The sequence below is a fragment of the Sphingomonas dokdonensis genome (genome assembly GCF_002197685.1).
GTDB classification, from domain to species: domain Bacteria; phylum Pseudomonadota; class Alphaproteobacteria; order Sphingomonadales; family Sphingomonadaceae; genus Sphingomonas; species Sphingomonas dokdonensis.
In genome coordinates, this window is the sequence record NZ_NBBI01000004.1 from 1 (window position 1) to 21,331 (window position 21,331).

At 65.4% G+C, this 21,331-nt stretch carries 24 protein-coding genes; all 24 read left to right on the plus strand.

Annotated elements, in window-relative coordinates; all coding sequences use genetic code 11:
- Positions 1–84: 84 nt before the first annotated feature.
- On the plus strand, positions 85–417 hold the full coding sequence (locus tag SPDO_RS10815; protein WP_088367530.1) for a hypothetical protein: 333 nt from the start codon (positions 85–87) through the stop codon (positions 415–417).
- Positions 398–982, plus strand: a complete 585-nt coding sequence (locus SPDO_RS10820) for a hypothetical protein (RefSeq protein ID WP_088367531.1) — start codon at positions 398–400, stop codon at positions 980–982. The genes SPDO_RS10815 and SPDO_RS10820 overlap by 20 nt, the downstream gene beginning before the upstream one ends.
- 174 nt (positions 983–1,156) lie before the next feature.
- Positions 1,157–1,651 (plus strand): hypothetical protein, encoded by a 495-nt coding sequence (locus SPDO_RS10825; RefSeq protein WP_245829405.1) that lies wholly within the window; start codon positions 1,157–1,159, stop codon positions 1,649–1,651.
- Positions 1,652–2,067: 416 nt separating this feature from the next.
- Positions 2,068–2,679: a hypothetical protein gene (locus SPDO_RS10830; protein WP_088367533.1), complete on the plus strand. Its 612-nt coding sequence runs from the start codon at positions 2,068–2,070 to the stop codon at positions 2,677–2,679.
- A gap of 139 nt (positions 2,680–2,818) precedes the next feature.
- Entirely contained in the window at positions 2,819–4,831 is a 2,013-nt protein-coding gene (locus tag SPDO_RS10835; RefSeq protein ID WP_158212183.1) for a terminase gpA endonuclease subunit, read from the plus strand.
- A gap of 10 nt (positions 4,832–4,841) precedes the next feature.
- A complete protein-coding gene (locus SPDO_RS10840) occupies positions 4,842–5,099 on the plus strand; it encodes a DUF6148 family protein (protein WP_211280066.1) in 258 nt (85 codons plus the stop codon).
- 110 nt (positions 5,100–5,209) lie between these two features.
- On the plus strand, positions 5,210–6,775 hold the full coding sequence (locus SPDO_RS10845) for a phage portal protein (protein ID WP_245829467.1): 1,566 nt from the start codon (positions 5,210–5,212) through the stop codon (positions 6,773–6,775).
- Positions 6,772–8,271, plus strand: a complete 1,500-nt coding sequence (locus SPDO_RS10850) for a S49 family peptidase (protein WP_088367536.1) — start codon at positions 6,772–6,774, stop codon at positions 8,269–8,271. The genes SPDO_RS10845 and SPDO_RS10850 overlap by 4 nt, the downstream gene beginning before the upstream one ends.
- Before the next feature lie 51 nt (positions 8,272–8,322).
- Entirely contained in the window at positions 8,323–8,685 is a 363-nt protein-coding gene (locus SPDO_RS10855) for a head decoration protein (protein ID WP_088367537.1), read from the plus strand.
- Positions 8,686–8,767: 82 nt separating this feature from the next.
- On the plus strand, positions 8,768–9,805 hold the full coding sequence (locus SPDO_RS10860) for a major capsid protein (RefSeq protein ID WP_158212184.1): 1,038 nt from the start codon (positions 8,768–8,770) through the stop codon (positions 9,803–9,805).
- Positions 9,806–9,866: 61 nt separating this feature from the next.
- Entirely contained in the window at positions 9,867–10,082 is a 216-nt protein-coding gene (locus SPDO_RS10865) for a hypothetical protein (RefSeq protein ID WP_088367539.1), read from the plus strand.
- Between the two features lie 20 nt (positions 10,083–10,102).
- Positions 10,103–10,444: a head-tail joining protein gene (locus SPDO_RS10870; protein WP_088367540.1), complete on the plus strand. Its 342-nt coding sequence runs from the start codon at positions 10,103–10,105 to the stop codon at positions 10,442–10,444.
- Between the two features lie 10 nt (positions 10,445–10,454).
- Entirely contained in the window at positions 10,455–10,739 is a 285-nt protein-coding gene (locus SPDO_RS10875) for a hypothetical protein (RefSeq protein WP_088367541.1), read from the plus strand.
- Complete coding sequence (locus SPDO_RS10880; RefSeq protein WP_211280067.1) at positions 10,717–11,409, plus strand: DUF6441 family protein; 693 nt, start codon at positions 10,717–10,719, stop codon at positions 11,407–11,409. Before SPDO_RS10875 ends, SPDO_RS10880 begins: the two co-directional genes overlap by 23 nt.
- Positions 11,406–11,864: a hypothetical protein gene (locus tag SPDO_RS10885; protein WP_088367543.1), complete on the plus strand. Its 459-nt coding sequence runs from the start codon at positions 11,406–11,408 to the stop codon at positions 11,862–11,864. Before SPDO_RS10880 ends, SPDO_RS10885 begins: the two co-directional genes overlap by 4 nt.
- A 23-nt stretch (positions 11,865–11,887) precedes the next feature.
- Complete coding sequence (locus SPDO_RS10890; protein WP_211280068.1) at positions 11,888–12,835, plus strand: phage tail tube protein; 948 nt, start codon at positions 11,888–11,890, stop codon at positions 12,833–12,835.
- A complete protein-coding gene (locus SPDO_RS10895) occupies positions 12,832–13,395 on the plus strand; it encodes a hypothetical protein (RefSeq protein WP_088367544.1) in 564 nt (187 codons plus the stop codon). The genes SPDO_RS10890 and SPDO_RS10895 overlap by 4 nt, the downstream gene beginning before the upstream one ends.
- Before the next feature lie 32 nt (positions 13,396–13,427).
- Complete coding sequence (locus SPDO_RS17375; protein WP_425441955.1) at positions 13,428–13,586, plus strand: DUF7697 family protein; 159 nt, start codon at positions 13,428–13,430, stop codon at positions 13,584–13,586.
- 1 nt (position 13,587) lies between these two features.
- Positions 13,588–16,143 (plus strand): M15 family metallopeptidase, encoded by a 2,556-nt coding sequence (locus SPDO_RS10900; protein ID WP_088367545.1) that lies wholly within the window; start codon positions 13,588–13,590, stop codon positions 16,141–16,143.
- Positions 16,143–16,742, plus strand: a complete 600-nt coding sequence (locus tag SPDO_RS10905) for a hypothetical protein (protein ID WP_143559637.1) — start codon at positions 16,143–16,145, stop codon at positions 16,740–16,742. The genes SPDO_RS10900 and SPDO_RS10905 overlap by 1 nt, the downstream gene beginning before the upstream one ends.
- Positions 16,739–17,389 (plus strand): hypothetical protein, encoded by a 651-nt coding sequence (locus SPDO_RS10910; protein WP_088367547.1) that lies wholly within the window; start codon positions 16,739–16,741, stop codon positions 17,387–17,389. Before SPDO_RS10905 ends, SPDO_RS10910 begins: the two co-directional genes overlap by 4 nt.
- The gene (locus SPDO_RS10915; RefSeq protein ID WP_088367548.1) at positions 17,386–17,802 is read left to right on the plus strand and encodes a DUF6950 family protein; all 417 of its coding nucleotides are present in this window, start codon (positions 17,386–17,388) and stop codon (positions 17,800–17,802) included. Before SPDO_RS10910 ends, SPDO_RS10915 begins: the two co-directional genes overlap by 4 nt.
- 729 nt (positions 17,803–18,531) lie before the next feature.
- A complete protein-coding gene (locus SPDO_RS10920) occupies positions 18,532–20,613 on the plus strand; it encodes a phage tail protein (RefSeq protein WP_143559638.1) in 2,082 nt (693 codons plus the stop codon).
- A gap of 3 nt (positions 20,614–20,616) precedes the next feature.
- The gene (locus SPDO_RS10925; protein ID WP_143559639.1) at positions 20,617–21,303 is read left to right on the plus strand and encodes a hypothetical protein; all 687 of its coding nucleotides are present in this window, start codon (positions 20,617–20,619) and stop codon (positions 21,301–21,303) included.
- Positions 21,304–21,331: the final 28 nt, after the last annotated feature.

Here is a 21,331-nt window from a genome sequence, read left to right on the forward strand (position 1 = left end):
CCCCCGCTCCCCCACCCGGAGAGTTCCGACGCGAGCACGTGTGAGGACCGGCCTGTGCGAGCAAAGTCCCGTTGGCCGAGGGCGATGCCGCCTCCGGCTGGCGTCAGCGAGGAGCAGTGGGCCGGGTTCATCGATCACCGGAAAGCCAAGCGGCAACCGCTCACCGACCGGGCCTACCAGCTGCTCACCAACCGGCTCACCGAGAACGCCAACGACGAGTGGCCTCCTGGCCGGATCGTCGACCTGATCGTCGAGCGAGGCTGGCTCACCTTCGAGCCCCACTGGATCACCCGAACTGCGGAACCCCGAAATGTCACACGAGCTTACCATGACCGACCCAGCGGCCCGATCGAGGCACGTCGCCGCGCTCGCGAGCAGTACGGCGTGGACGACGGAGATGGCACTTGCCCAATCTGAGGGCGTTGACGTTCCGGCGCTGATCGAGAGCTACGAGCGCGGTCTGGTCGCCCTGAAAGAGGCAGAGCCGAAGGGGCTGGGCGCGAGCGGCAAGCCGGGGAAGCTCTCCAGCGGGCTGGCGGATGATCTCGCGCTGCTCTGCACGAAGATTGCTCCAACGATCGCGGTTGAGCAGGCTGACGCCTGGAACAAGGTGATGGTGACCGCGCTGTCCGACCTGCCAGGACGCGTGGCGCGCGAGGCCGCGCAGGCTGCCCTGCATACGCCCATGCGCTTCCTCAACGAGGTGGAGGGCGTGATCCGGGAGAAGGCCGTGCCGATCGGCTATCGCCACTCCATGGCGCTGCGGCGCTTGCGCGAACTTGAGGCTGCGATCCGCCGCGCACTGGAGCCGGATCAGCCCGCGCTTGCCGCCCCAAACCCCGAGCCCGAGCTGACAGTCGAGCAGATCCGCGCTCTCACCCCGGAGCTGCGCAGCATTGGCGTGAAGATCGGCGCAATCACCCAAGACCAAGTAGCGCACGCGATACGTTCTAACTATGTTCCGCACGAGGAGGCGGCCTGAGACATGACGCAGCGGGGGAAAGATTGGTGCATCCTGCAGACATCGCCGGGGCGAACCGTCGCGGTAGCGGCGCAGCTGACATCTGATGGGCTCGACGTTTGGACGCCGACGCGAACTATACGCGTTCCCGCGCCGGGGCAGCGGCGCCAGCTGCATATGGGGCAAAGGCGGAAGATGATTGAGGTGCAGCGTCCCATTCTGCCCATGATCATCTTTGCGCGGGAGCAGCATCTCGCCGAGCTGGCGCAACGCGCGCGCCTGGCTGGCTGCCCCTTCTCCATCTTCACCTTCGCGGGCGCTGCGCCCATGATTGCAGAGCAGGACGTTGCTGGGCTGCGTGAGGCGGAGCATCAGGCCGACATCGCGATCCAGGCTGAGCGTGACGCGGTGACGCGGGAAGATGCTCGTCGTGCGCGCGCCGACATGCTGCGGTCGGAACGAGCTAAGCGGAAATCGCTACGCCAAGAACGTAAGACCTTTGCGCCTGGCGCCGAAGTGATCGTGCCCGACATGCCAGCCTTGGCGGGTGCTGTTGGTCGTATCGTACAGGGCGACGGAACTACAGCGCTCATCAACTTTGGCGGCACGCTAACGATGAAGGTAGAGGCTTGGCGAGTGGTGCCAGTTGGTGTAGAACAAATGCAGCCCGCCTTTGGCGCCGCTGCCTAGCAGCTTCGGCGATGACGATCTTGGCCACCATGCCACTGCGCGTCGCCCCTGAGCCAGTCGCATGTGCGCCGGGTGGATAGCGTAAGCTTTGCCCTTCACAGTTTCGGTCGACCGGCTTCCCTTTTGGCTGGTCCACCACCTCGCCGCCCATTCATGATCCTCTCCATGAACCGCGCGCGGCGAGGGAAGATAGCGCGAACATCTGCGTGCCAGCGCAGGGCTACAGGCAGGGATTGGTGCGGGGCATCGCCGCCCATCCGCTTGACCCCTGCCCCGTTGGGTCCTCCCAACGGGATTGGCGCAATGCGGGGTGGCAGAGCGCGACGCACGCGCGTTTCCCGTGTTCGGAAAACGCTACGCCTTTTTATTTGGGTTTTGTTTTCCGCTCGGGCTCTCGACTGATCACGGAGGTGGCGATGGCCCGCGCCAGCACGCCGCGCGCGGCGCCGAAGAAACGCTCCGCCGGCGAACTCATCGTCAATCTCGACGAGTTCGCATCGCTGTGCGGCGTTACCAGCGAGACGATGCGCTCGCATCTCAAGTCGGCGCCGGCGCGAGCGCCGTGGATCCTCGAACGCGGCGCGCGTGGCCGCGGCTACAAGATCGCGGCACTGCTCGGCGTCGAGTGGTGGAAGCAGCGATCTGCATCGAGTGCGAACGATGACGGCCGTGCTGCCCAGCTCGCCGCACTTCGTCTTCAGATGCTTGGCGGCGACGCCAGCGAGGATGACTTGCTCCTTTCGGGCAAGCAGCGTGGGGACGAGTTCAAGGCCGGCTTGGCCGAGCTGGAGTATCGCGAGGCGATGGGCGAGCTGGCCCGGGTCTCGGACTACGAGGCGGATACCGTCAACGCAGTGATCGAGCTTCGCCGACAGCTTCAGGGCATCGGCAAGACGGTTCGGCGCCGGTTTGCGCTGGAGCGGGAGGTCGAAGACGCGATCGACGAACTCATCGCCGACAGGCTGAAGCAGTTCGTGGAGGCGTTGGATGTTGACGCCAGCGACGATGCCGACGGGAGCATCGACTAGCCCGCCGCCGATCAATCACCGCCTCGGCGCGCTCGCCCTGCTTATGCAGCAGACACGCGAGCCGCCAAGGTTTGCCGACACGCGAGCCAGCATCCGGCGCTCGTTTCGCGAGATCCTGTTCCCCGAGAAGATCACGCCGATGGAAGCGGCGGACCGACATCGGCACCTGCGCAACCCAGGCGCATACAGCGGCCCTTGGCGCGACAGTCCGGAGCCGATGCAGCACCTGGTCGAGCCGACCAACAATCTTGCGATGACGAGCATCTATGCCATCGTCGCGATCATCGGCCCCAGTCAGATGGGCAAGTCGGAGGTCGGCAATAACTGGCAGGTCCACTCGGTCATCTACGATCCGGCGGACATGGGTTTCTGGGCGCCGACGAAAGAGCTGACCGCCTCCTATGTGACGACGCAGATCAACAAGCTGCTCGAGGAATGCCCCGATGTCGCCGAACGCCAGCTCGATGGCGCGAGCGCCGACAACATTTACCTCAAACAATTTCGTGGCTGCGATTGGCACTTCCTCTGGCCGACGGGTCCGAACTTTCGCGCGCGCCCGTTCTCACGCGGGCGCCTGGACGATTACGATGACTTTGACGACGACATCGGCGGTCAGGGGGACGCGGTCTCCCTTTTCGAAGGTCGCACCACATCCTTCGCCGGCTACGGCACCAAGCTCTACGTCAATTCCTCGCCTAAGAAGGGACCTAAGCGCGGTATCGAGCCGCTTGTAGCCGCCGGCACCAGCAAGCGCTGGTGGGTAGATTGCCTGATGTGCGGCGAGCCGATGGAGATGGCGTGGGAGCGCCTCAGCTTCCAGGCTGATGGTACCGCCCTTGATGCCGCAAACTCGGTCGGGTTCGTCTGCCCACACGAGGGCTGCGGCGGTGTCCACCTCCAGTCGGACAAGCCCGCACTGATGCGCACCGGCCGGTGGATCGGGCGCGGCGAGCGGGCAGTGCCAGGGGGCAAGGAAGGCGAACTCGAGCCGAACGCCACGGACAGCTACTGGTGGGACGGCGTTTTCGGCCTGGCACCATGGGCCACGCTGGCGCGCCAGTACCGCACCGCGGAGCTCCGCTTCGAGGAGCACCAGGATGAGGGTCCGCTCAAATCGTTCTACCAGACGAAGGTCGGCCGCAATTACGCCAGCCGGGCGATCGGCGATGCTCCGGTGACCGAGGACGCGCTCATCGCCCGCGCGCGAGATGCAACCTACGGCATGGGCGAAGTGCCGGACGGCGTCGTCTGCCTCACTGCGACCGTCGACCTCGGCCACGACCGCTTCTCCGTCCTGATCGTGGGTCATGGCATCGGCAACCGGTGTTGGATCATCGATCGATTCGACATCCTGACGCTGGATGATGGCGTCACCAAACTGGAGCCGTTCCGGCGGCGCGAGCACTGGAAGGTCCTCTATCCCAAGGTGCTCAGCCGCACCTATCCGCTCCAGCGGGATCGATCCCTCCGCGTGCGCATCTTCTGCACCGGCGTCGATACCGGCGGTTCGGACGACGCCACTGACAACGCGTATGCCTGGTGGCACGACATGGTCACCGGCAGCCGCGCTGAGAACCGCGCCGCGCTTCCCTCAACGTCGATCACGCTGCTGAAGGGCGGCAATCGGCCTAACGGCCGCCTGCTGCCGGCGCCAACGGTCGACGCTAAGCGCCAGGTGAAAGGCGCGCCGGAGTGCGAACTCTACGTCCCGAACGTCAACCGCATGAAGGACATTGCGGATTACCGCCTCCGTCGCCCCACCCCCGGCCCTGCTTACGTCGCGCTGCCGCGCGAGTTCGCTGACACGCCGGCGGGCAAGCTGATCAACCCCTACGTCGCTGAACTGCGAGCGGAGGAGAAGGTAGAGGGGCACTGGGAAAAGCCGGAGGGCGTCCGCAACGAGACGTGGGACCTCTTCGTCTACGCGCTGGTCGTCATGCTCCGTCTGATCGGCCTAGACCAGAACCTTACCCGCGTACCTATGTGGGCGCGGCCGCCAAAACCCCGAGCTCCGGAACAAGCTCCTGCGGCGGACGGGACGGAGCCAGAGGCGCAACGCACGCCAACCGTCACGCGGCAAGGTTCAAAGCCAGTCGGTCGTCCAACACCGCCAAAAGCGCGACGCGGCGTGCGCGTAATTCGGGCAAGCTGAGGAGATCCCCATGGCCGACCTCGGCATCACGCTGGAAATCGCTGCGGCGCGGCTCACCGCCTATTTGGACGCCGAGAAGGGCGTGCTTGGTAGCCAATCGTACCGCTTCGCAGACGGCCGCGAACTGACGCGCGCCGATCTGCGCGAGATCCGAGAGGGCATCAACTACTGGCAGGGGCACGTCGATCGGCTGAACCCGACGCCAACGGTGCTCCCCACCCCGCGCGCAGTCGGCCATATGCGGCGCGGCTCGTACCGGATCCGCTGACGGTGAGGATCGACATCGGTGCCAATCTGGTCGACCGTGCCGTCGCGTTTGTGAACCCTGCCGCTGGCGAGCGGCGGCTTTTGGCGCGCACACGGATGGCCGCCACCTCGATGCTGACAGGTTCGGGTGGATTTCGAGGCGCGCAGCCCGATCGTACCAAGCGCCGCAGCTGGTTCGCCCGTGCCCGCTCAGCCAACGCGGACATCCTGCCGGGTTCCGATCGCCTCCGCGCGGAGCAGCGCGACGCGGCCATGAACCAGCCGATCGCCACGGCAGCAATCAACCGCAAGACGACGTTCGTGATCGGCACCGGGCTGATGGTGATCCCTGCCGTTGACGGAACGAAGCTGGGCCTCTCGCCGGAAGATCAGGCCGATTGGGAGCTCAGGCTCGCCACTGACTTCGACAGCTACATGGCATCGAAGGACGCGGACGCGGAGCGCAAGTCGACGGGCTACGGTCTGCAGAGCGTGGCTGCGCGCGGCACCTACACATCGGGCGATGTGCTGGCGCTGCGCGTTATGCCCGACGATCAGCCCGGCCGGCGCATGCTTACCGCTTGGAAGTTGATCGAAGCGGACCGGCTCCGCAACCCGCCTCACGTCGCCGACGGTGCGGTAGATCCGCGCACGGGAAATGTCATCGCAGGGGGCGTCGAAGTCGACGCCATGGGCGCGCCTGTGGCTTATTGGATCCTCAAGCAGCACCCCGGCGATCTGGTGCTTCGCTCTATCGCGCACATCATGCCCGAGCGGATCGAGGCTTGGGACCGCGACCTCGCCCTGCCCCGCGTTGTGCACGTTTGCCATCGGATCCGACCGGAGCAGGTCCGCGGTGTCGGCATGCTAGCAACTGTGCTCGAACCGCTCAAGATGGTGTCGGACCTCGCCGATGCCGAGCTGTTCGCGGCAGTCATGAGCGCGATGATCGCAATCGTGTACAAATCGCCGGGGGCAACGCCGCTGCCGGAGCCGGACTTTGGGGACGAAGACGGCGGCGACGGCGCGACCGGTCACGGCGGCGGGTCGCCGCTCGACGCCGCCCCGCCGCAGTATAGGATCGAATCCGGATCCGTGCTGGAGATCGACAGCGACGCCGAGGTTGAGATCAAGAGCCCCGGCCGGCCGAACTCGGCCTTTGCTCCGTTCTTCAAGGCGATCGTGGAGCAGATTGGCGCCGCGATCGACGTGCCCGCCGGCGTGCTGATGCTGCTGTTCAACTCCAGCTACACAGCCAGCAAGGCCGAGATCGAAGCGCTCTATCTCACCGTCCGGAGCGAGCGGTCGTGGTTCGGCGGCGACATGGGTTACCCCACCTACGAGTGCTTTGTCGCCGAGAAGGTCGCACGCGGCGATTACGCCATGCCCGGCTTCTTCGCCGACCTGGAGACGCGAGCCGCGTGGCTCGGTTGCGACTGGCGCGGAGATGGCAAGATCTCGCTCAACCCGGCTCAGGAGGCGAACGGGTACAAGATCCGACAGGATAACGGCTGGCAGACCGGTGAGGAGATCACCGCCGAGCTGACCGGTGGCAACTACCGCGAGAACATCCGCAAGCGCGGGCGCGAGCACCGCCAGTGGGTGGATGAGGGCCTTCCCGTCGCGGTCTCGCCTGGCACTCCCGCCGGCAACGTCGACGAGCCCGCCAAGCCTGAGAAGAAGGACGACGACGAATGAGCTTCCGCTCTTTCAGCCGGGCCGGCATCACCCGCCGGCTGTTCAACACGCCGCTTGCGGTGCTTCCCTCGACCGCCGCGATCGTGTTGGGCGTCGTCGGTCCGCGTTTCGACGTCAGCCAGTTGCTGATGCACGCCGGCGGCGATCAGCTGGACATCAGCGAGCTGACTTCGCGCGCCTCGTCGGCTCGGGCGAGCATCGAGGCGCGCCAGACTGCCGACGATCGGCGCACCGACCTGAACGCGACCGATGTCCTCACGGTGCAAGATGGCGTCGCGCACATCGACATTCGTGGCGAGCTGGTTGCGGAGAACGGCGGCGGCGTCACCCCCTCGTCGGGCTTTACCGGCTATGACGCCGTCCGGGCGGCGTGGGGCTTCGCGCAGCGCGACACGAACGTGCGCGGCATCCTGGTCGATGTGGATTCGCCCGGAGGCGAGGTCACCGACCTGATGGAGCTGGTCGCGCAGATGATGGCCGATCGCGGCAACAAGCCGTCACGCGCGATCATCCGCGGCGTCGGCGCGTCTGCCGCATATGCCATTGCCGCCTGCTGCGATGAGATCACCGTCCAGGACCTTGGCTACGCTGGTTCGATCGGCGTCATCACCATGCACGCCGACTTCTCGGGTCAGCTGGAACAAGCCGGTATCAAGGTGACCCTGACCCACGCTGGCGCGCACAAAGCCGACGGTAATCCGTTCGAGGCGCTGCCGGAGAGCGTTCGCGCCTCCATCCAGACGGACATCGATCACGCCTACGGGCGGTTCGTCGCCCACGTCTCTGCCGCTCGCGGCATGTCCGAAGAAGCGGTCCGCGGCACCGAGGCGCGCGTCTTTCGCGGTGAGGAGGCGGTGAGCGCCGGCCTCGCTGACAAGGTCATGGGATGGGCGGCCTCGCAAGCCGAGTTCGTCGCATCCGTGAACGGCCGCCAGGCCAAGCCCCAGCGGCGCGCGCAAGGACGCGCCCGCGCATCCCAGGAGACCCTCATGGGTGACCAGAACAACACCGCGCCGGCGGCGGACGACAACATTCTCGCCGGCATCTCCACCATCACCATCGTCGGCTCGGCCCAGACTGCCGTGTCGCTCGCCGCGGCGTTGGTCGACGCTGGGTACGAAGGCATCGAGGTCGCGACCGCCGCCGATCAGCCCGCCGGCGATACGGCAGCGAGCAACGAGCAGGCGCGGATCCTCGCTCTGGTCGACATCTGCCCGGCAAGCAGCATGTCCGCCTCGCTGCGCACCGCAATTGAAGGCGGCACCGATGCAGGCGCCTTTGCCATCGATCTCGCCAAGTCGGCCAAGGCGCGCGGCGCCAGCGTCGCCGATCTGAAGGCAGGCGCGGTGCAGTCCAGCCAGCTGCCCGTAACCGGAGCGAAGGGCGCCGGCGTCGAAGCGCCGAAGGCGGGTACTGCCGAACGCGGACGCTCCATCGTCGCGAAGGCGGCGGCCATGGGCCACTCCGCCCTCTCCCACCTCAAGCCAGCCGGCTGACGTCGGCAGCTCGCCCCGCCGCCTCCGCGGCGCCATCTGAAAGGACTCCCCATGTACGGACGTGCCTCGCGCGCGGTGGAGGCGTTTACGCCGCCCGTCACGCTCATTCGCGGCAGCGCAACCCTGCGCACCCGCGTCGTTACCCTCCCGGCCGGCGCCGTTTACACGCTCGGCTCGGTACTTGGTGAGATCACCGCCACCAAGAAGCACCCCCTCGCCGCCTCTGCCGCCGCAGACGGCAGCCAGACGCCGAAGCTGGTGCTCGCCCAGAACGTCGATGCCACCAGCGCCGACGTTCAGGCGATCGCCTACGAGAGCGGCGACTTCGTAAAGGAGAAGCTCATCTTCGGAGCCGGCCACACCGCCGATTCCGCGCGTGAGCAGCTGCGCGCCCTCAACATCACCTACGGCTGATCCGCCCTTTCGCTGATCCGCTCCGTCCGGCGGCTGGATGCGGCTCGCGCCGCGCCGGCCCCACTTCCATTGGAGACTATCCATGATCGACCTTTACGCGCCGACGGAGCTGATCGCGATGATCGAGCCGCTCCGGGTTCCCGGCAACTTCCTTCGTCGCCTGCTCTATTCGACCGCAACGCCGATCTATTTCGACACGCCCGACATTAAGTGGGATCGCGTGTTCGATGACCTGCGTATCGCGCCGTTCGTCAGCCCGTATGCTCCCGGCAAGCCGCGCCAGGACCGAGGCTTCCAGACCGAGAGCTTCACGCCCGGCTATCTGAAGCCGCTGGACCGGGTCGATCCGACCAAATTCAGCAAGCGGCGTCCGGGCGAAGCGATCGGCGGCGAGCTGAGCCTCGCTGATCGCCGCGACCTCATGATGCTGGACTATCTGCTGGGGCATAAGCGGCAGTTGGAGCGCCGCGACGAGGTGATGGCGGCTGAAATCGTCCGCACCGGCCGGGTCACCATCGCCGGGGAGGATTACCCGACCGCGGTGGTCGACTTCGGCCGTGATGCCAGCCTCACCAAGGCACTGCTCAACACGTCGCGCTGGGGCGAGAGCGGCGTCTCGCCGGTGGCGGACGTCGCAGCTTGGCTGGACGAGGTCGCCACCATCGTCGGTGCCGCGCCGAGCCATGTGATCTTCGATCGCAAATCGTGGGCATTGTTCCAGGCGGACAACAATCTCGATCGCGTGATCGACCTGACCATGGGTCAGACGAACAGCTCCGTCATGCTGGGCTTTACGCCTGGCGCGCCGGGCGCCCCGGTGTTCAAGGGTCGCATCGGCACGGTCGAGCTCTACGTCTACAACGACACGTATGAGGACGTGGACGGCAGCATCAAGGCGCTGCTGCCCGACTTCACCGTCATTGTCGTCGCGCCTGGCGCCTACGAGGGCACCCCCACCTACGGCGCCATTCTCGACCCGCGCGCCGGCTACATCGCCACGCCATGGTTCTCGAAGAACTGGATCGACGAGAACCCGCCGGCCGAATGGGTGCTGACGCAGTCGGCACCGCTGCCGATCCCGAAGCGTCCGAACGCGTCGCTCTGCGTCACGGTTCGCTGACGCCCGTCCCACCCCGCCTGTGAGCCCGGATCCTCCGGGCTCCTATTCCAGGAGCCTTATCATGACCGAAGCAAAGACACCGGCGAAGTCGAGCACGCCAGAACTGACGAAGATGCCGCGAGCGGTTGCCGAACTGCACCATTCCAACGGCAAGGTGATCGCGCCCGGCTCGATCATCACCGATGACATCGCCAAGGAAGCTGGTCTCGACGACGATCAGATCGAGCAGCTGGAACGCACCGGCGCCGTCACCATGGTCGAAGTCTACAAGGCTTGAGGCCAAGTCTGGGGTGCCTCATGGATGACCCGTTCGCCGCGGCGCTGGACGCGCTGTTCGAGATGCCCGGTTCTGCGGCGGCGGTTTACCAGCCTATCGCAGGCACCCCACCCTTCCCCATCCGCGTCATCCGAGCACAGCCGGACGAGCTTGGGCCGCGAGGCGTCATCCAAGCCACCAATCACTTCGACATTCGCCGATCAGACGTCGCGCACCCGCAACGGGGCGACGTTGTCGCGATTGGTGGCGCGATCCAGGCCGGCGCAATCACCGGTGGCGAGATGTTCGAGCTGATCGGCACGCCCATGAGCGATGTCGAGGGCCTCACCTGGACCATCGGCGCCGACCAGCTGCGCGACTGAGGAGCTACCCATGAAGCAGATCAACATCATCGGCTCGCAGATCGTGAGCGAGAAGCTGCGATACCAGCATGAGAACCCGCTCACCGTGAGCGATGCCGAAGCGAAGCGCCTGCAGGATGGTGGCATGCTGCTCGGCGATCCAGTCGATGCGCCTGCGCCGAAAACCGCGGGCAAGGGCTCCGCGGCCAAGCGGCGCAAGGCGGCATCAGCGGCCGCTGATGCCGCCCCGACCTCGCCCGTGCCGTCTGCCCCGCCCCCGCCACCAGCAGACGATGGCACACCGGGTAACGATTGAGCCGTTCGGCTTCTCAGCCGCGACGGCCGCTGTTCATGGGCGCATCGCCACGGCCGCGACAAGCGCAATGCGTGACACGACGCCGGACGCCAAAGCCGAGCTGCGCGCGCAGATCGTAGACGCGGGACTGGGCGAGCGGCTCGCGAAGACGTGGACCGACAAGGTCTATCCTCGCACCGGCGATAGCCCCGAGCCAGCCGGCTACATTCAGTCGCGCGCCTCGGAGATCATCGAGAGCTACGAGAAAGGCGCGACAATCGTCGCATCGGGCGGCCGCAAGTTCCTGGCGATCCCCTCCGCCGATTGCCCGCGGCACCGTCAAGGCAACGCGTTCACCCCCGAGGAGGTAGAGGAGCGCTTTGGCAAGCGTCTGGTGTTCATCGCCGCCAGTGATAGCGGCTTCAGCACGCCCAGCATCCGCCACAGCACGGCGGTCGGCTACCTCGTCCTGAAAGGCCTGGTCGTTCGCAAGGCGACCGGCCGGTGGCGCGGCGCTTCAGAGCGCGAGCGCGCCGGCCGCACCCGCAACCCCCGACCGGTTCAATCGGTCATCATGTTCACCCTCGTTCGATCGGTGAAGAAGCCCAAGCTGCTCGACCTGGAAGGGCCGGCGCGGCGCTGGGCGGACAACTGGTCCCTCGAGTTCGCCCGTCGGCTGGAGGATGGATGAGCAAGCGCCTGGACGTTCTCCGCGCCGTCGCTGACATGATCAGCTTTGCCGTGGCAGGCGCGACCGTCACCGGCGTCGACGATGAGGATCTGCCCGCCCGGGCCGATGAGGTTGGGCGCATCGTCGTCGGTGCCGGCGACCCCGGCGAGCCGGAGGTCGATCTTGGCATCTTCACCTATTGGTACGATCACGCCATTCCGATCGAGGTGACCGTCACCCGCGCGCGCGGCCGATCGGCTGAAGATCAGGCCGACGAGATCCTAGCGCTCATCGGTGCGGCCATAGATGAGGATCGGACCCTCGGCGGCTTGTGCATCTGGCTTGAAGCGACGGCGCCGGTGACCTCCGACATCGTTGTGCTGGACGGCGACCGCAATGTTCCCGGCGCCCGGCCGCCCCGCGGCGCCGACTTCTCGATCATCGCTACCTACGGGACGTCGAGCCCGCTTTCCTGACCCTTTCTGAAGGAGACTTCCCTATGGGACGCGCACGGGGTTCCGACGCGACGCTGCAGCTTGCCTATGAGGCGACCTACGGGACGCCACCTGGGAGTGGCTACCACTCGCTGCCTTTTGTCAGCACTTCTTTGGGCGCCACCCGCGGGCTGATCGAAAGCGAGTTGCTTGGCCAAGGGCGCGCGCCGCTCGATCCGACGCCGGACGTCATCAACAACGATGGCGATGTCGTGGTGCCGGTTGATCCATCTTTCTTCGGCTATTGGCTGACACTGTTGCTGGGTGAGCCGGCGACCGCGCCGGTCGATGATACGTTCAGCCACTTCTTCGGCAGCGGCGCAGCGGTGCTACCCTCGGCATCAATTCCGATCGGCCATCCGCGCGTGCCGAGCTACTCAGTCAACTACGGCGTGCGGGCGAATACACTGCAGATCAACGCGACCCGTGGAGGCCTGCTCAACGCCACTGTCGGGCTGATCGGCAAGGGCGAGACTACGCCAGGCCCGACGACAACCATCCCCCCTGCCGGCGGTCTAGGTACTTACAATCGCTTCGCGCAGGCCTCGGGCGGAGCCAACGCCGATGGTGTGCAGCTGGCAAGCCTTGTCAGCGGCACGATCAACTATTCCAATGGACTCGACAAGATCGAGACGATCCGCCCCGACAGCGAGATTGAGGATGTTGACCCCGGCATGCCCACCGCCGGCGGCAACGTGACGCTGCGGTTTGCCGATCACGCTTTGCTGAACAAGGCAATCGGTGGCATCCCGATCAGCCTGGAGTTCATGTGGTCGTACCTGAACTCGTCGCTCACCTTGACCATGGACCGCGTGTTTTTGCCGCGGCCAAAGCGAAGCATTACCGGCCCAGGCGGCATCATGGCGAGCTTCGACTACCAAGCGTCGACCGGTGCCAATCCGATGCTCCGCGCGACGCTGGGACGAACTTCAATTGCGAGCTTTACCGCGTGATCATCGCGCAGAAACCCGCGACAGGGCCGTTCCTGCTAACCATCATGGGCGGCGCCTTCACCTTCGCGCCAATCACCCGACCCATGCTGATGCGCGCTCGCCGGTGGGCGTCGAGCGGTGCGACCTCAGCTGGCGCCGCAAGCGATGATAGCGCCTTCCTCGACGATGTGGGCAACGCCGTCAGTCTCGCGCTGCTGACGGAAGGGCTGATCGGCTGGGAGCATGGCGCCGCGGCGCTGCCGGTCGGCGACGATGAAGACGTTGGCGATGCCGAAATCGTGGAGGTCGACGGGCTCCGCTATCGGATCCTGCCGTTCAGTCCGGAGAACAAGGCGCTCCTGCTGTCGGATGCCGTGATCTTCGATGCTTTCGACACCGCCTATGTGCTGCCGTTCGTCATGCGGGAACGGGCAAAAAACGTGCCCGCCGGCTCATCCGATGGCATTTCGTCGAGGGTGACGCCGGCGAAGGATACTGCCGCGCCGCGTGCGGCGGCGAAGAGCGGTGCGAAGCGTGCCCGTACCGGCAACACGCGATCGAGAACGAAGAAGTCGAGCTAGCGTTCGACGCGATCAGTCGCTGCGACAAGCAGCTGCGTGTCGGGCCCAGCGGCCACCCATTTGGACTAGATTACGGGGCAGTGATGGCCGTCGCGGGCGCGCTCGGCGCCGATCCAGACATCACGGTCGACCTTCTGCCGGAAGCAGAGGCGGCAATCCTGATCAGTATGCAGAGCGAGGGAGGCGAATAGCATGGCAACGTCGCGCACCGCCTCCACCGCTATCCGTCTCGGGATCACCGGTGACCCTGAGGTCAAGCGCCGGCTGGATGACATCGGGGCAACAGGCGACGCGGCCGCGCAGCGCATGGCAAAGTCGTTCGTTAAGGCGGAGACCGAGGTTGAAGCCGCGATCGCGCGGCGCGAGCGCCAGATGGCGAAGCTCAACGCCATCATGCCGCAGACCGCGATGCAGATGCGCGTCGACAGCGCGGCGGCCACCGGCTTCGGTGAATATGAAGGTTCGGCTCGCCGCTCATCCGGCGTGTTCGCCCAGATGCTCGCCGAGCAGGACCAGCTCGAACAGCGCGCGCGCGCGCTGCGCGCCGCCATCGACCCTGCCTGGGCCGCACAGCAGCGGTTCAACACCGAGATCGGGGAAGCGCGTGAGCTGATCAGCCGCGGTGCGATCAGCCTCGACGATTATGTCGCCAAGCTGCGCCTGGAGCAGCAGGCACTGGACGCCGCCACAACGGGCCACGGCCGCGCGACCGGCGCGACCAACCGCACCGGGGCGGCGTTCGCGCAGGCAGCGCCGCAGATCCAAGACTTCGTGATCCAGGCCACGATGGGCGGCAACGTCATGCAGGCGCTGGTCGTTCAGGGCGGCCAGCTTGCCGGCCAGCTGATCTACGTCGAGGGCAAGGTCGGCTCCGTCGCCCGCGCGCTGATGGGGCCGTTCGGCATTGCCGCGCAGGTGGCGCTGATGGTCGCCGCGCCGTTCGTGGCCAAGCTTTTCGAGGGCGCGGACGGAGCTGACAAGCAGCGAAAGGCTCTTGAAGAGCAGCGCAAGGCTGTTCTTGACCTAGCGGCGGCACAGGAAAAGGCGCTCGTCACCGCAGAGCGGAGGCAGGCGCTCGACACCGCCCAGATCAAGATCGCTCTCGACGACGCGTTGTCCACCCGACAGCAAACACAGGCGCTGCTGGAACAGGCGCGCGCCGAAGAGCAGATGAACAACTCGGCCGGCGCCGCTTCAATTGCAGGCGAAGCGATCGGTGAGGTGCAGCGGCAGTCGCGCGATCGCGTCAACGACCTTGAGCGCCAGCTCGCAGAGAACGCCCGCAGTATGGCCGATCTGCAGCGCGGGTATGATGCCGGATTTGCCCGCATGATCGGCCAGCGCGTTGATGCCATGCGTGATCCGCGCACGGGAATTAACCTGATCTATCAGCGGCAGCGATCAGCGCTGGAAGGCGATCCTGAGTTGCAGCGGAATGGGAAGTTGCTTGCTGCAAAACTGGACGCGCTGGCCGACGCGCGTGATCGCGAACTGAAGGCCGTAGAGGACTCGACCAAGGCGCTGAGGCGCGACACGGAGACGCTCACCTCAGCGCAGGTGGCAAAGGCGCTGCGCGGCGAGTTCGCAGGAATCAAGATCAACAGCACCGATCGCAGCACCGCGGAGCAGGCGGTGCTTTATGCTCGCTACAAGGCCGGGAACGGGCCACTCGCAGCGCCACCTGGGCGCAGCTATCATGAGCGCGGGCAAGCGATCGATATCTCGAAATCGAGCGGGATCACGCAGGCAGAGCTGCAGCGCTTCTTCGACATTCGCGGCATCCAGGCCAAGATCATTGATGAAGGGCGTCACCTCCACGTTCAGTGGCAGAAGGGGAAGTTCGCGCTCGATGAATGGGCGGATGCTGCCAAGCGCGCGAAGGAAGAGGCGGAGCAGCTGACGAGCCTGCGCCTGTTCACCGATGGCAACGCGCTCGGGCAATCTCTCATCGGCGTGCGCCAGGCGATCACCGTGCAGCGCGCCGACTTCAACAATGCTGCGCGGTCGGTGTTCGGGGACGAGCTGAACGGCAACGCTATGGCTCAACTGGTCGGCGACTATGACCAGCGCCAGCGTGTCGAGGTCGACAAGTGGAACGAGGAGAACTCGCGGCGGCTGAACAAGCAGGAAGAGGATTTCCGTTATCTCGGTAACCTGTGGAGCACCGTTCTGACCGGCGGCACCAAGGGCGTGTGGGACATGTTCCGGCAGCAGGGCCTGCAGGTGATCAGCGAGTTGCTCGCGCGCTGGATGGCGTTCGGCAATGTGCAGGGCGCGACCGGTGCGGCGGGCGGTTTCGTGAGCGCTATCGGGAAACTATTTGGCGGCAAAGGAGCGGCTGGCACCAGCTATGCCGACCCATCAGCCGGCTGGGGCAGCCTTGCCCTTCCTGGCGTCGATGTTGCCGGTCTCGCGGCATCTAGCCTGCCGCGTTTTGCGGTCGGCACTCACTATTCGAGCGCGGGCGCGGCACTTATTGGCGAAAACGGCCCCGAGCTGGTGAGCTTGCCACGCGGCAGCCGCGTGACGCCTGCAGCAGAAACGCGGCGGATTCTGGCAGCGAACGATACGGCGCCGGTTGTCCATCAGCACTTCAACCTCTCGGGTAACATGATGACACCCGAGTTCTGGGCGGAAATACAAGCCGTGGGCGACACCGCAGCGATGCGCGGAGCGGCCGGCGGGGCAGCCATCGGGCAAGCCGAGATACGGGCTCAGGGCGCGCGGCGGCTGGGGCGGCGCTGGTAATGTCGGTTCTGCTCCCGCTCATCCGCATCAAGACTACAGGCGCTCCACGACCTGTCCTGTTCAGCGGCACCCAGGAAGGGTCACTCGGCGGCGAGGATCTGCAGATCAACCGCATGGGAGATCGCTTCGCGGTCGATTTCGTCACCGACCAGCTGCTCCGCAACGCTGACAGCCGCAACCTGATCGCGGCGCTGACCGAGGCAACCACGGCGGATGCGATTGCACCGTTGCCGCTGGTCAACGCTTCGCGCGTCTATGCCGGCGGCGGGGCTGTGGATGGTGCCGGGCAGACCGGCTCAACGCTCAATATTCGAGGGCGCGTCGCCGGTGAGGTTCTCGCACGGGGTGACTTTTTCTCGATCATCCATTCCGGCCGCCGCTACGTGTTCATGATCCGCGGAGACGTCACTGTTGACGGCGCGGGCAAGGCGGCTGTGCCGATCTGGCCTATGCTTCGGTTCGTCACTGTCGACGGTCAGACGTGCGAGTTCGCACAGCCTTTCATCGAAGGCCGGCTGGTCGGTTTTGATGCAAAAGGCGCGGCGTTCACGCGCATCCGTGTCGAGCCGCTCAGCTTTTCGATCATCGAGCGCGCATGACGTTTCGACTCACGCCCGAGATGAGTGCCGCGTTGCGCGCGGCCAAATCGCCGATCGTGCCGTTCGTCCAGGTCGATCTGCCGGACTATACCATGCGGCATCTAGTCGGCTCGGGCGAGGTGCCGTGGAACGGCGGCGTATTCGTCGGGCGCGATCCGAAGTTCGGGGTGCTGGTGTCAGCCGGTAACCTGCAGGACGGGGTGAGCGACGAGGCGCCGGAGTGGCTGCTGACCTTCGCACCACCTGATGAGGCGACCGCGGCAGAACTGGCATCATCGACGGCACAGGGCGGCCAGGTGAACGGTTGGATTGCAGTTGTCGATCGCGCGACCGGGCAGGTTCTGCCAGATCCGATCCACCTGTTCGCCGGCGAGCTGGACGTGCCGCGGCTGCGGGTCGGCAAGGCGTCGCGAACGGTCGAATGGCGCTGCACCTCGGCGCTGGAAGCATTTCACGACCAGGAGATCGGCGCGCGGCTGTCGGATAGCCACCACCTGACGGTCTGGCCTGGCGAAACCGGCCTGGCGAACATGAGCGGCATCGAAAAGACGAGCTATTGGGGCGTGGAGAAGCCGCCATCGAGCGTAAGCTTCGCCAGCGGCGGTGCGACCGGCGCAGGATACAACGGACGGACGCAGGAGCGATGAGCGAGGCTGTACGGCGCCGTGACGCGACGCAGGCAACGCTGGATGCTTGGCGCGGTCGCAAGTTCAAGCTCGGTCATGCTGATTGTGTGCGGCTGGCGGCGGATCATCTGCGCCGCATGGGGCATAAGGTCCGCCTCCCGGCCAAGGGCAAGTACGCGACCGTGCGTAGCGCATTGAAGGAGCTAAAGGCGCGCGGCTACGCTGATCTGCCAGCGGCGCTGGACGACATGGGGCTTGAGCAGATCGCGCCGGCGGCGGCGCGGATAGGCGACATTATCGCGATCCCCAGCGAGCATGCGATCGGCTGCCTGATGGTAGCCGTCGGGAATGGGCGGACGCTGGGATGGCAGGAAGACCACGAAGGCGCCGAGGTCTTCCAGCCGGTCGAGTATGTGGGGGCTTGGCGGGTCTAGCTGGTCGCTCGCTCCGCCTAACCAACCAGAGCGACTTTTCGGCCGTTCTAACCTTGGCAGGCACAACCACGTCCTTTCTTACAGACCGCGCCTTTTGATATGCAACTGTCACCACAGGCCTGACCAGACCTGCAAGTTTTGCAGCACGTTCCGGAGGCGCATGCGGTGTCTGCACCGACACCGACGCTGAGCAGCGCCGCAGCTGTAAACATCAAGAATTTCATGAATCCATCCCCTTCGACGCTAATAATCATCTGCTGCGCGAAAAGAGCCGATACCAGGCTTGCAGAGGATTGATGGAAGGGCGACAACCACTCCCGCCAACACTGAGGGGCAGGATCGTGCGGTGGCTTTTTTTGATGTTTGTCGTTGATGTATCTGCGGGTGATGCTCTTCCGAGGATGCGGGTGAATGCTGTCTTTCAGAGCGAGGCAGAGTGCAATAAGCTAGGCAAGGATATTTCCGAGTCTTGTAGTTTCGAAGACAAGTCTCTGAAGAGTTTCTCTACCTGTATTCCTGAGAGCGTGTACGAGGAAAAGGGGTTGCAGTCGCAACGTCTGCCGTAGAGCTTTATCAAGCCACGCAGGAACGAACCTGTTTGCCCAATCTCCAAGCTTTCACATGCGTTTCAGTGCCTTGCCTCTTCAGGTCGACTCGGCCGACTGACACTCCTTCATTAGTTGCCCAGAGCATGGTCACGTCGTCCGGCCGATCTGGTTGACGGTACACGTGCGGCGCGAGCCAACCGTCAAGGTCAATAAGACAACGTTCTATGTCGCCCATCGCTTTGGCGGAAAGAAGAACAGTGTCGGGCGCCTTTGCCTCAAACTTTGTGACAGGACCGGCTGCACAGAGGGTGATTGCGCAGACGGGCAGGATCAGCGGTCGCATTCAGGTTCCCCGGAGGTCTATGTGAAAGCACTTCGGACGGCTGCTTTCGTTGTAGGCGCTGTAGCGCTTGTAGCAACGGGCATTGGTGCGGCTGCAGGCTTGGGTGCGACCTTTGGCCTTTCGTCAACGGCGCTGGGCACGATTGCAGCTGTAGGAAAAGTCGCCACTGTGGTGGCTGGCGGTTTGTCGGTCATCGCTGCAACGACCAAACCCCGCGGCACCGTAGGCGGCAACCCGACCAAGTTCACGATCAACAAGGAGAGCGGCTACCCATACATCATGGGTCGCACCATGTCTGGCGGCCGTGTTGTCCATCGCCAGTATTACGGCGCCAAGAACGCATACGAAAGCTGGGTGACGGTCCACAGCATCGGCCCGGTGAAGAGCCTTGGCCCGCTTGAGGTCGAAAAGCAGCCGGTGACGTTCAGCGGCGGCGCGGCGACGGGCACCTACGCCGATCACATGTGGCTGCACGAGCAGCTCGGCGCGTGCCCGGAAAGCACGGCAATGGCCGGGCCGCTCGGCGACTTCCCTGGCTGGAGTGCGTCATCGAAGCTGTCGGGTCTGGCAGCCGACCTTTGGACGCTCAAGTTCGATGACAAGGGCAAGAAGTTCCCCACCGGCGTCCCGCAGCGCGGGCGCGTCGTGGAAGGCGTCTATGTTTATGATCCTCGGCAGGACAGCACCTACCCGGGCGGTTCTGGCGCTTGCCGGATCGGCAACGAGGCAACCTACGTCTGGTCGGAGAACCCGGCGCTGCATGCGCTTACCTGGGCTTACGGTCGCATTCAGAACGGCATCCTGATCGCCGGTGGCGGTCTGCCGATCACCGGCATCGATGTCGCGCCTTTCGTGGAATGGGCGAACACCTGCGAGGTGAACAACTGGAAAGTCGGCGGGGTGGTCTACACCGCAGACGACGACAGCTGGGATGTGCTCAAGATGATCGCGCAGGCCGGCGGCGGCGAGGTGATGCCGGTGGGCGCGCTGCTGTCCTGCACCTTCAGCGCGCCGCGCGTGTCGATCGGTCTGATCACCTCGAAGGACATCACCGGCACCGTCGACGCGCCGGGTTCGGCATCGCGCCGGCAGCGCCGCAACACCGTGATCCCTCGCGTGCGGCTGGAAAGCCACGGCTGGGAAATGGTGCCGCTCGAAGCAGTCTCGATCCCTAATTACGTGACCATCGACGGCGGACGGCGCCCCAAAGAGGTGATCCTGCCGCTGGTGCAAAGTGAGGACCAGGGCGTGCAGCTGGCGCTCTATGACGTCTTGAACGCGCGCGAGCTCGACCCGATCGTCCTGCCTTGCAAGGTGTACGCGCTCGGCTATCGACCCGGAGACTGCCTGACGGTCGACATCCCCGAAGCGAGCCTGATCAACCGAGAGGTGATCGTTCGCGAACGCGAGATCGAGGCAGGCAACTTTGGCGTGACGCTTACCTGCCGAAGCGAGGATTCCGCCAAGCACCCCTTTGCGCTCGGCACGACGGGAGCGCCGCCTCCTACGCCAGACCTGACCATTCCGGAATACATCCCGCCGCCTGGGCCGCCCCGCACGGTTCACTTCATGACCACCTACGAGGGTGCAGCGTTCGCTATCGCCGGCAGCACAGAAACTACGATCAGCACCAACGCCATCACCGCCACGATCGACGACGCGCGCGTCTTCAGCTTGCCAGCCACGACGATCACCGGCCTGACCGCCGGCGAGTTCTACGGCGTGTTCTACGAGATCGCGACAGGCGCCTTTGTTGCCGACATCCAGCCTGCGACGGCCAAGATGGCGTCTGACGCCTACGTGTTCATCGGCTGGCAGGGCACGCAGGTGGCCGGGGGCGGGGGCACCTACCCGGTCTCGCCAACACCGCCAGGCGGTTATGGCGGCGGCGGGCGCAACCCGTATGAGCAGGAGAGGTAAGCCATGGGCATGCTCTCAACTCAGCGGCGGCTTTACCTGACGTTCTACGCGCTGCCGAACGGGCGAATGGTCGCCAAATTTGACACGGTGGAGCCCACCGGCGCCGGCGCGATGGTGGCGATGGTGTCCCGCGGCAAGCTGACCAAGGACTTTCGCGCGCTCGAGTTCGAGATCGTCAGCGACCCAACCAAAGATCCGGCGCTGCGCGGGCTCGACGGGAAGAGCGCATACGAGCTGGCGCGCGCGGCGGGCTACGGCGGCACAATGACGCAATGGCTGGCGTCTCTGGTCGGCACGAGTGGCCTGTCCGCCTACGAGATCGCGCGCGAGCTTGGGTATGGCGGGACGAAGACGCAGTGGCTCGCCTCGCTATCGGTGAAGGGCGACAAGGGCGATCGCGGCGACGCTGCTGCATCGATCCTCGGCAGCGTCACGCTCGCTGAGACGAACATCATCGGGATCAGCGCGGGCGTGCGGCGTCGTGTGGTCACCACCAGCTTTGACCTGCCAACCAGCGCGCCGCTCATCCTTTTGCCGAAGGCGCCGCCCCCGACCGGCTACATTGTGCAGGCGGCGTGGGCCGTGACGACGGCAAAGCCGCGCGAGCTGACCGTCGACCTCACCGTGCCGGCGATCACCGTGCTCACCAGCTACAGCATCGATTGCTGGGTCGCGCGGCTCAACGCCTGACACCTTCCGCCCCGATCACCTGAAAGGA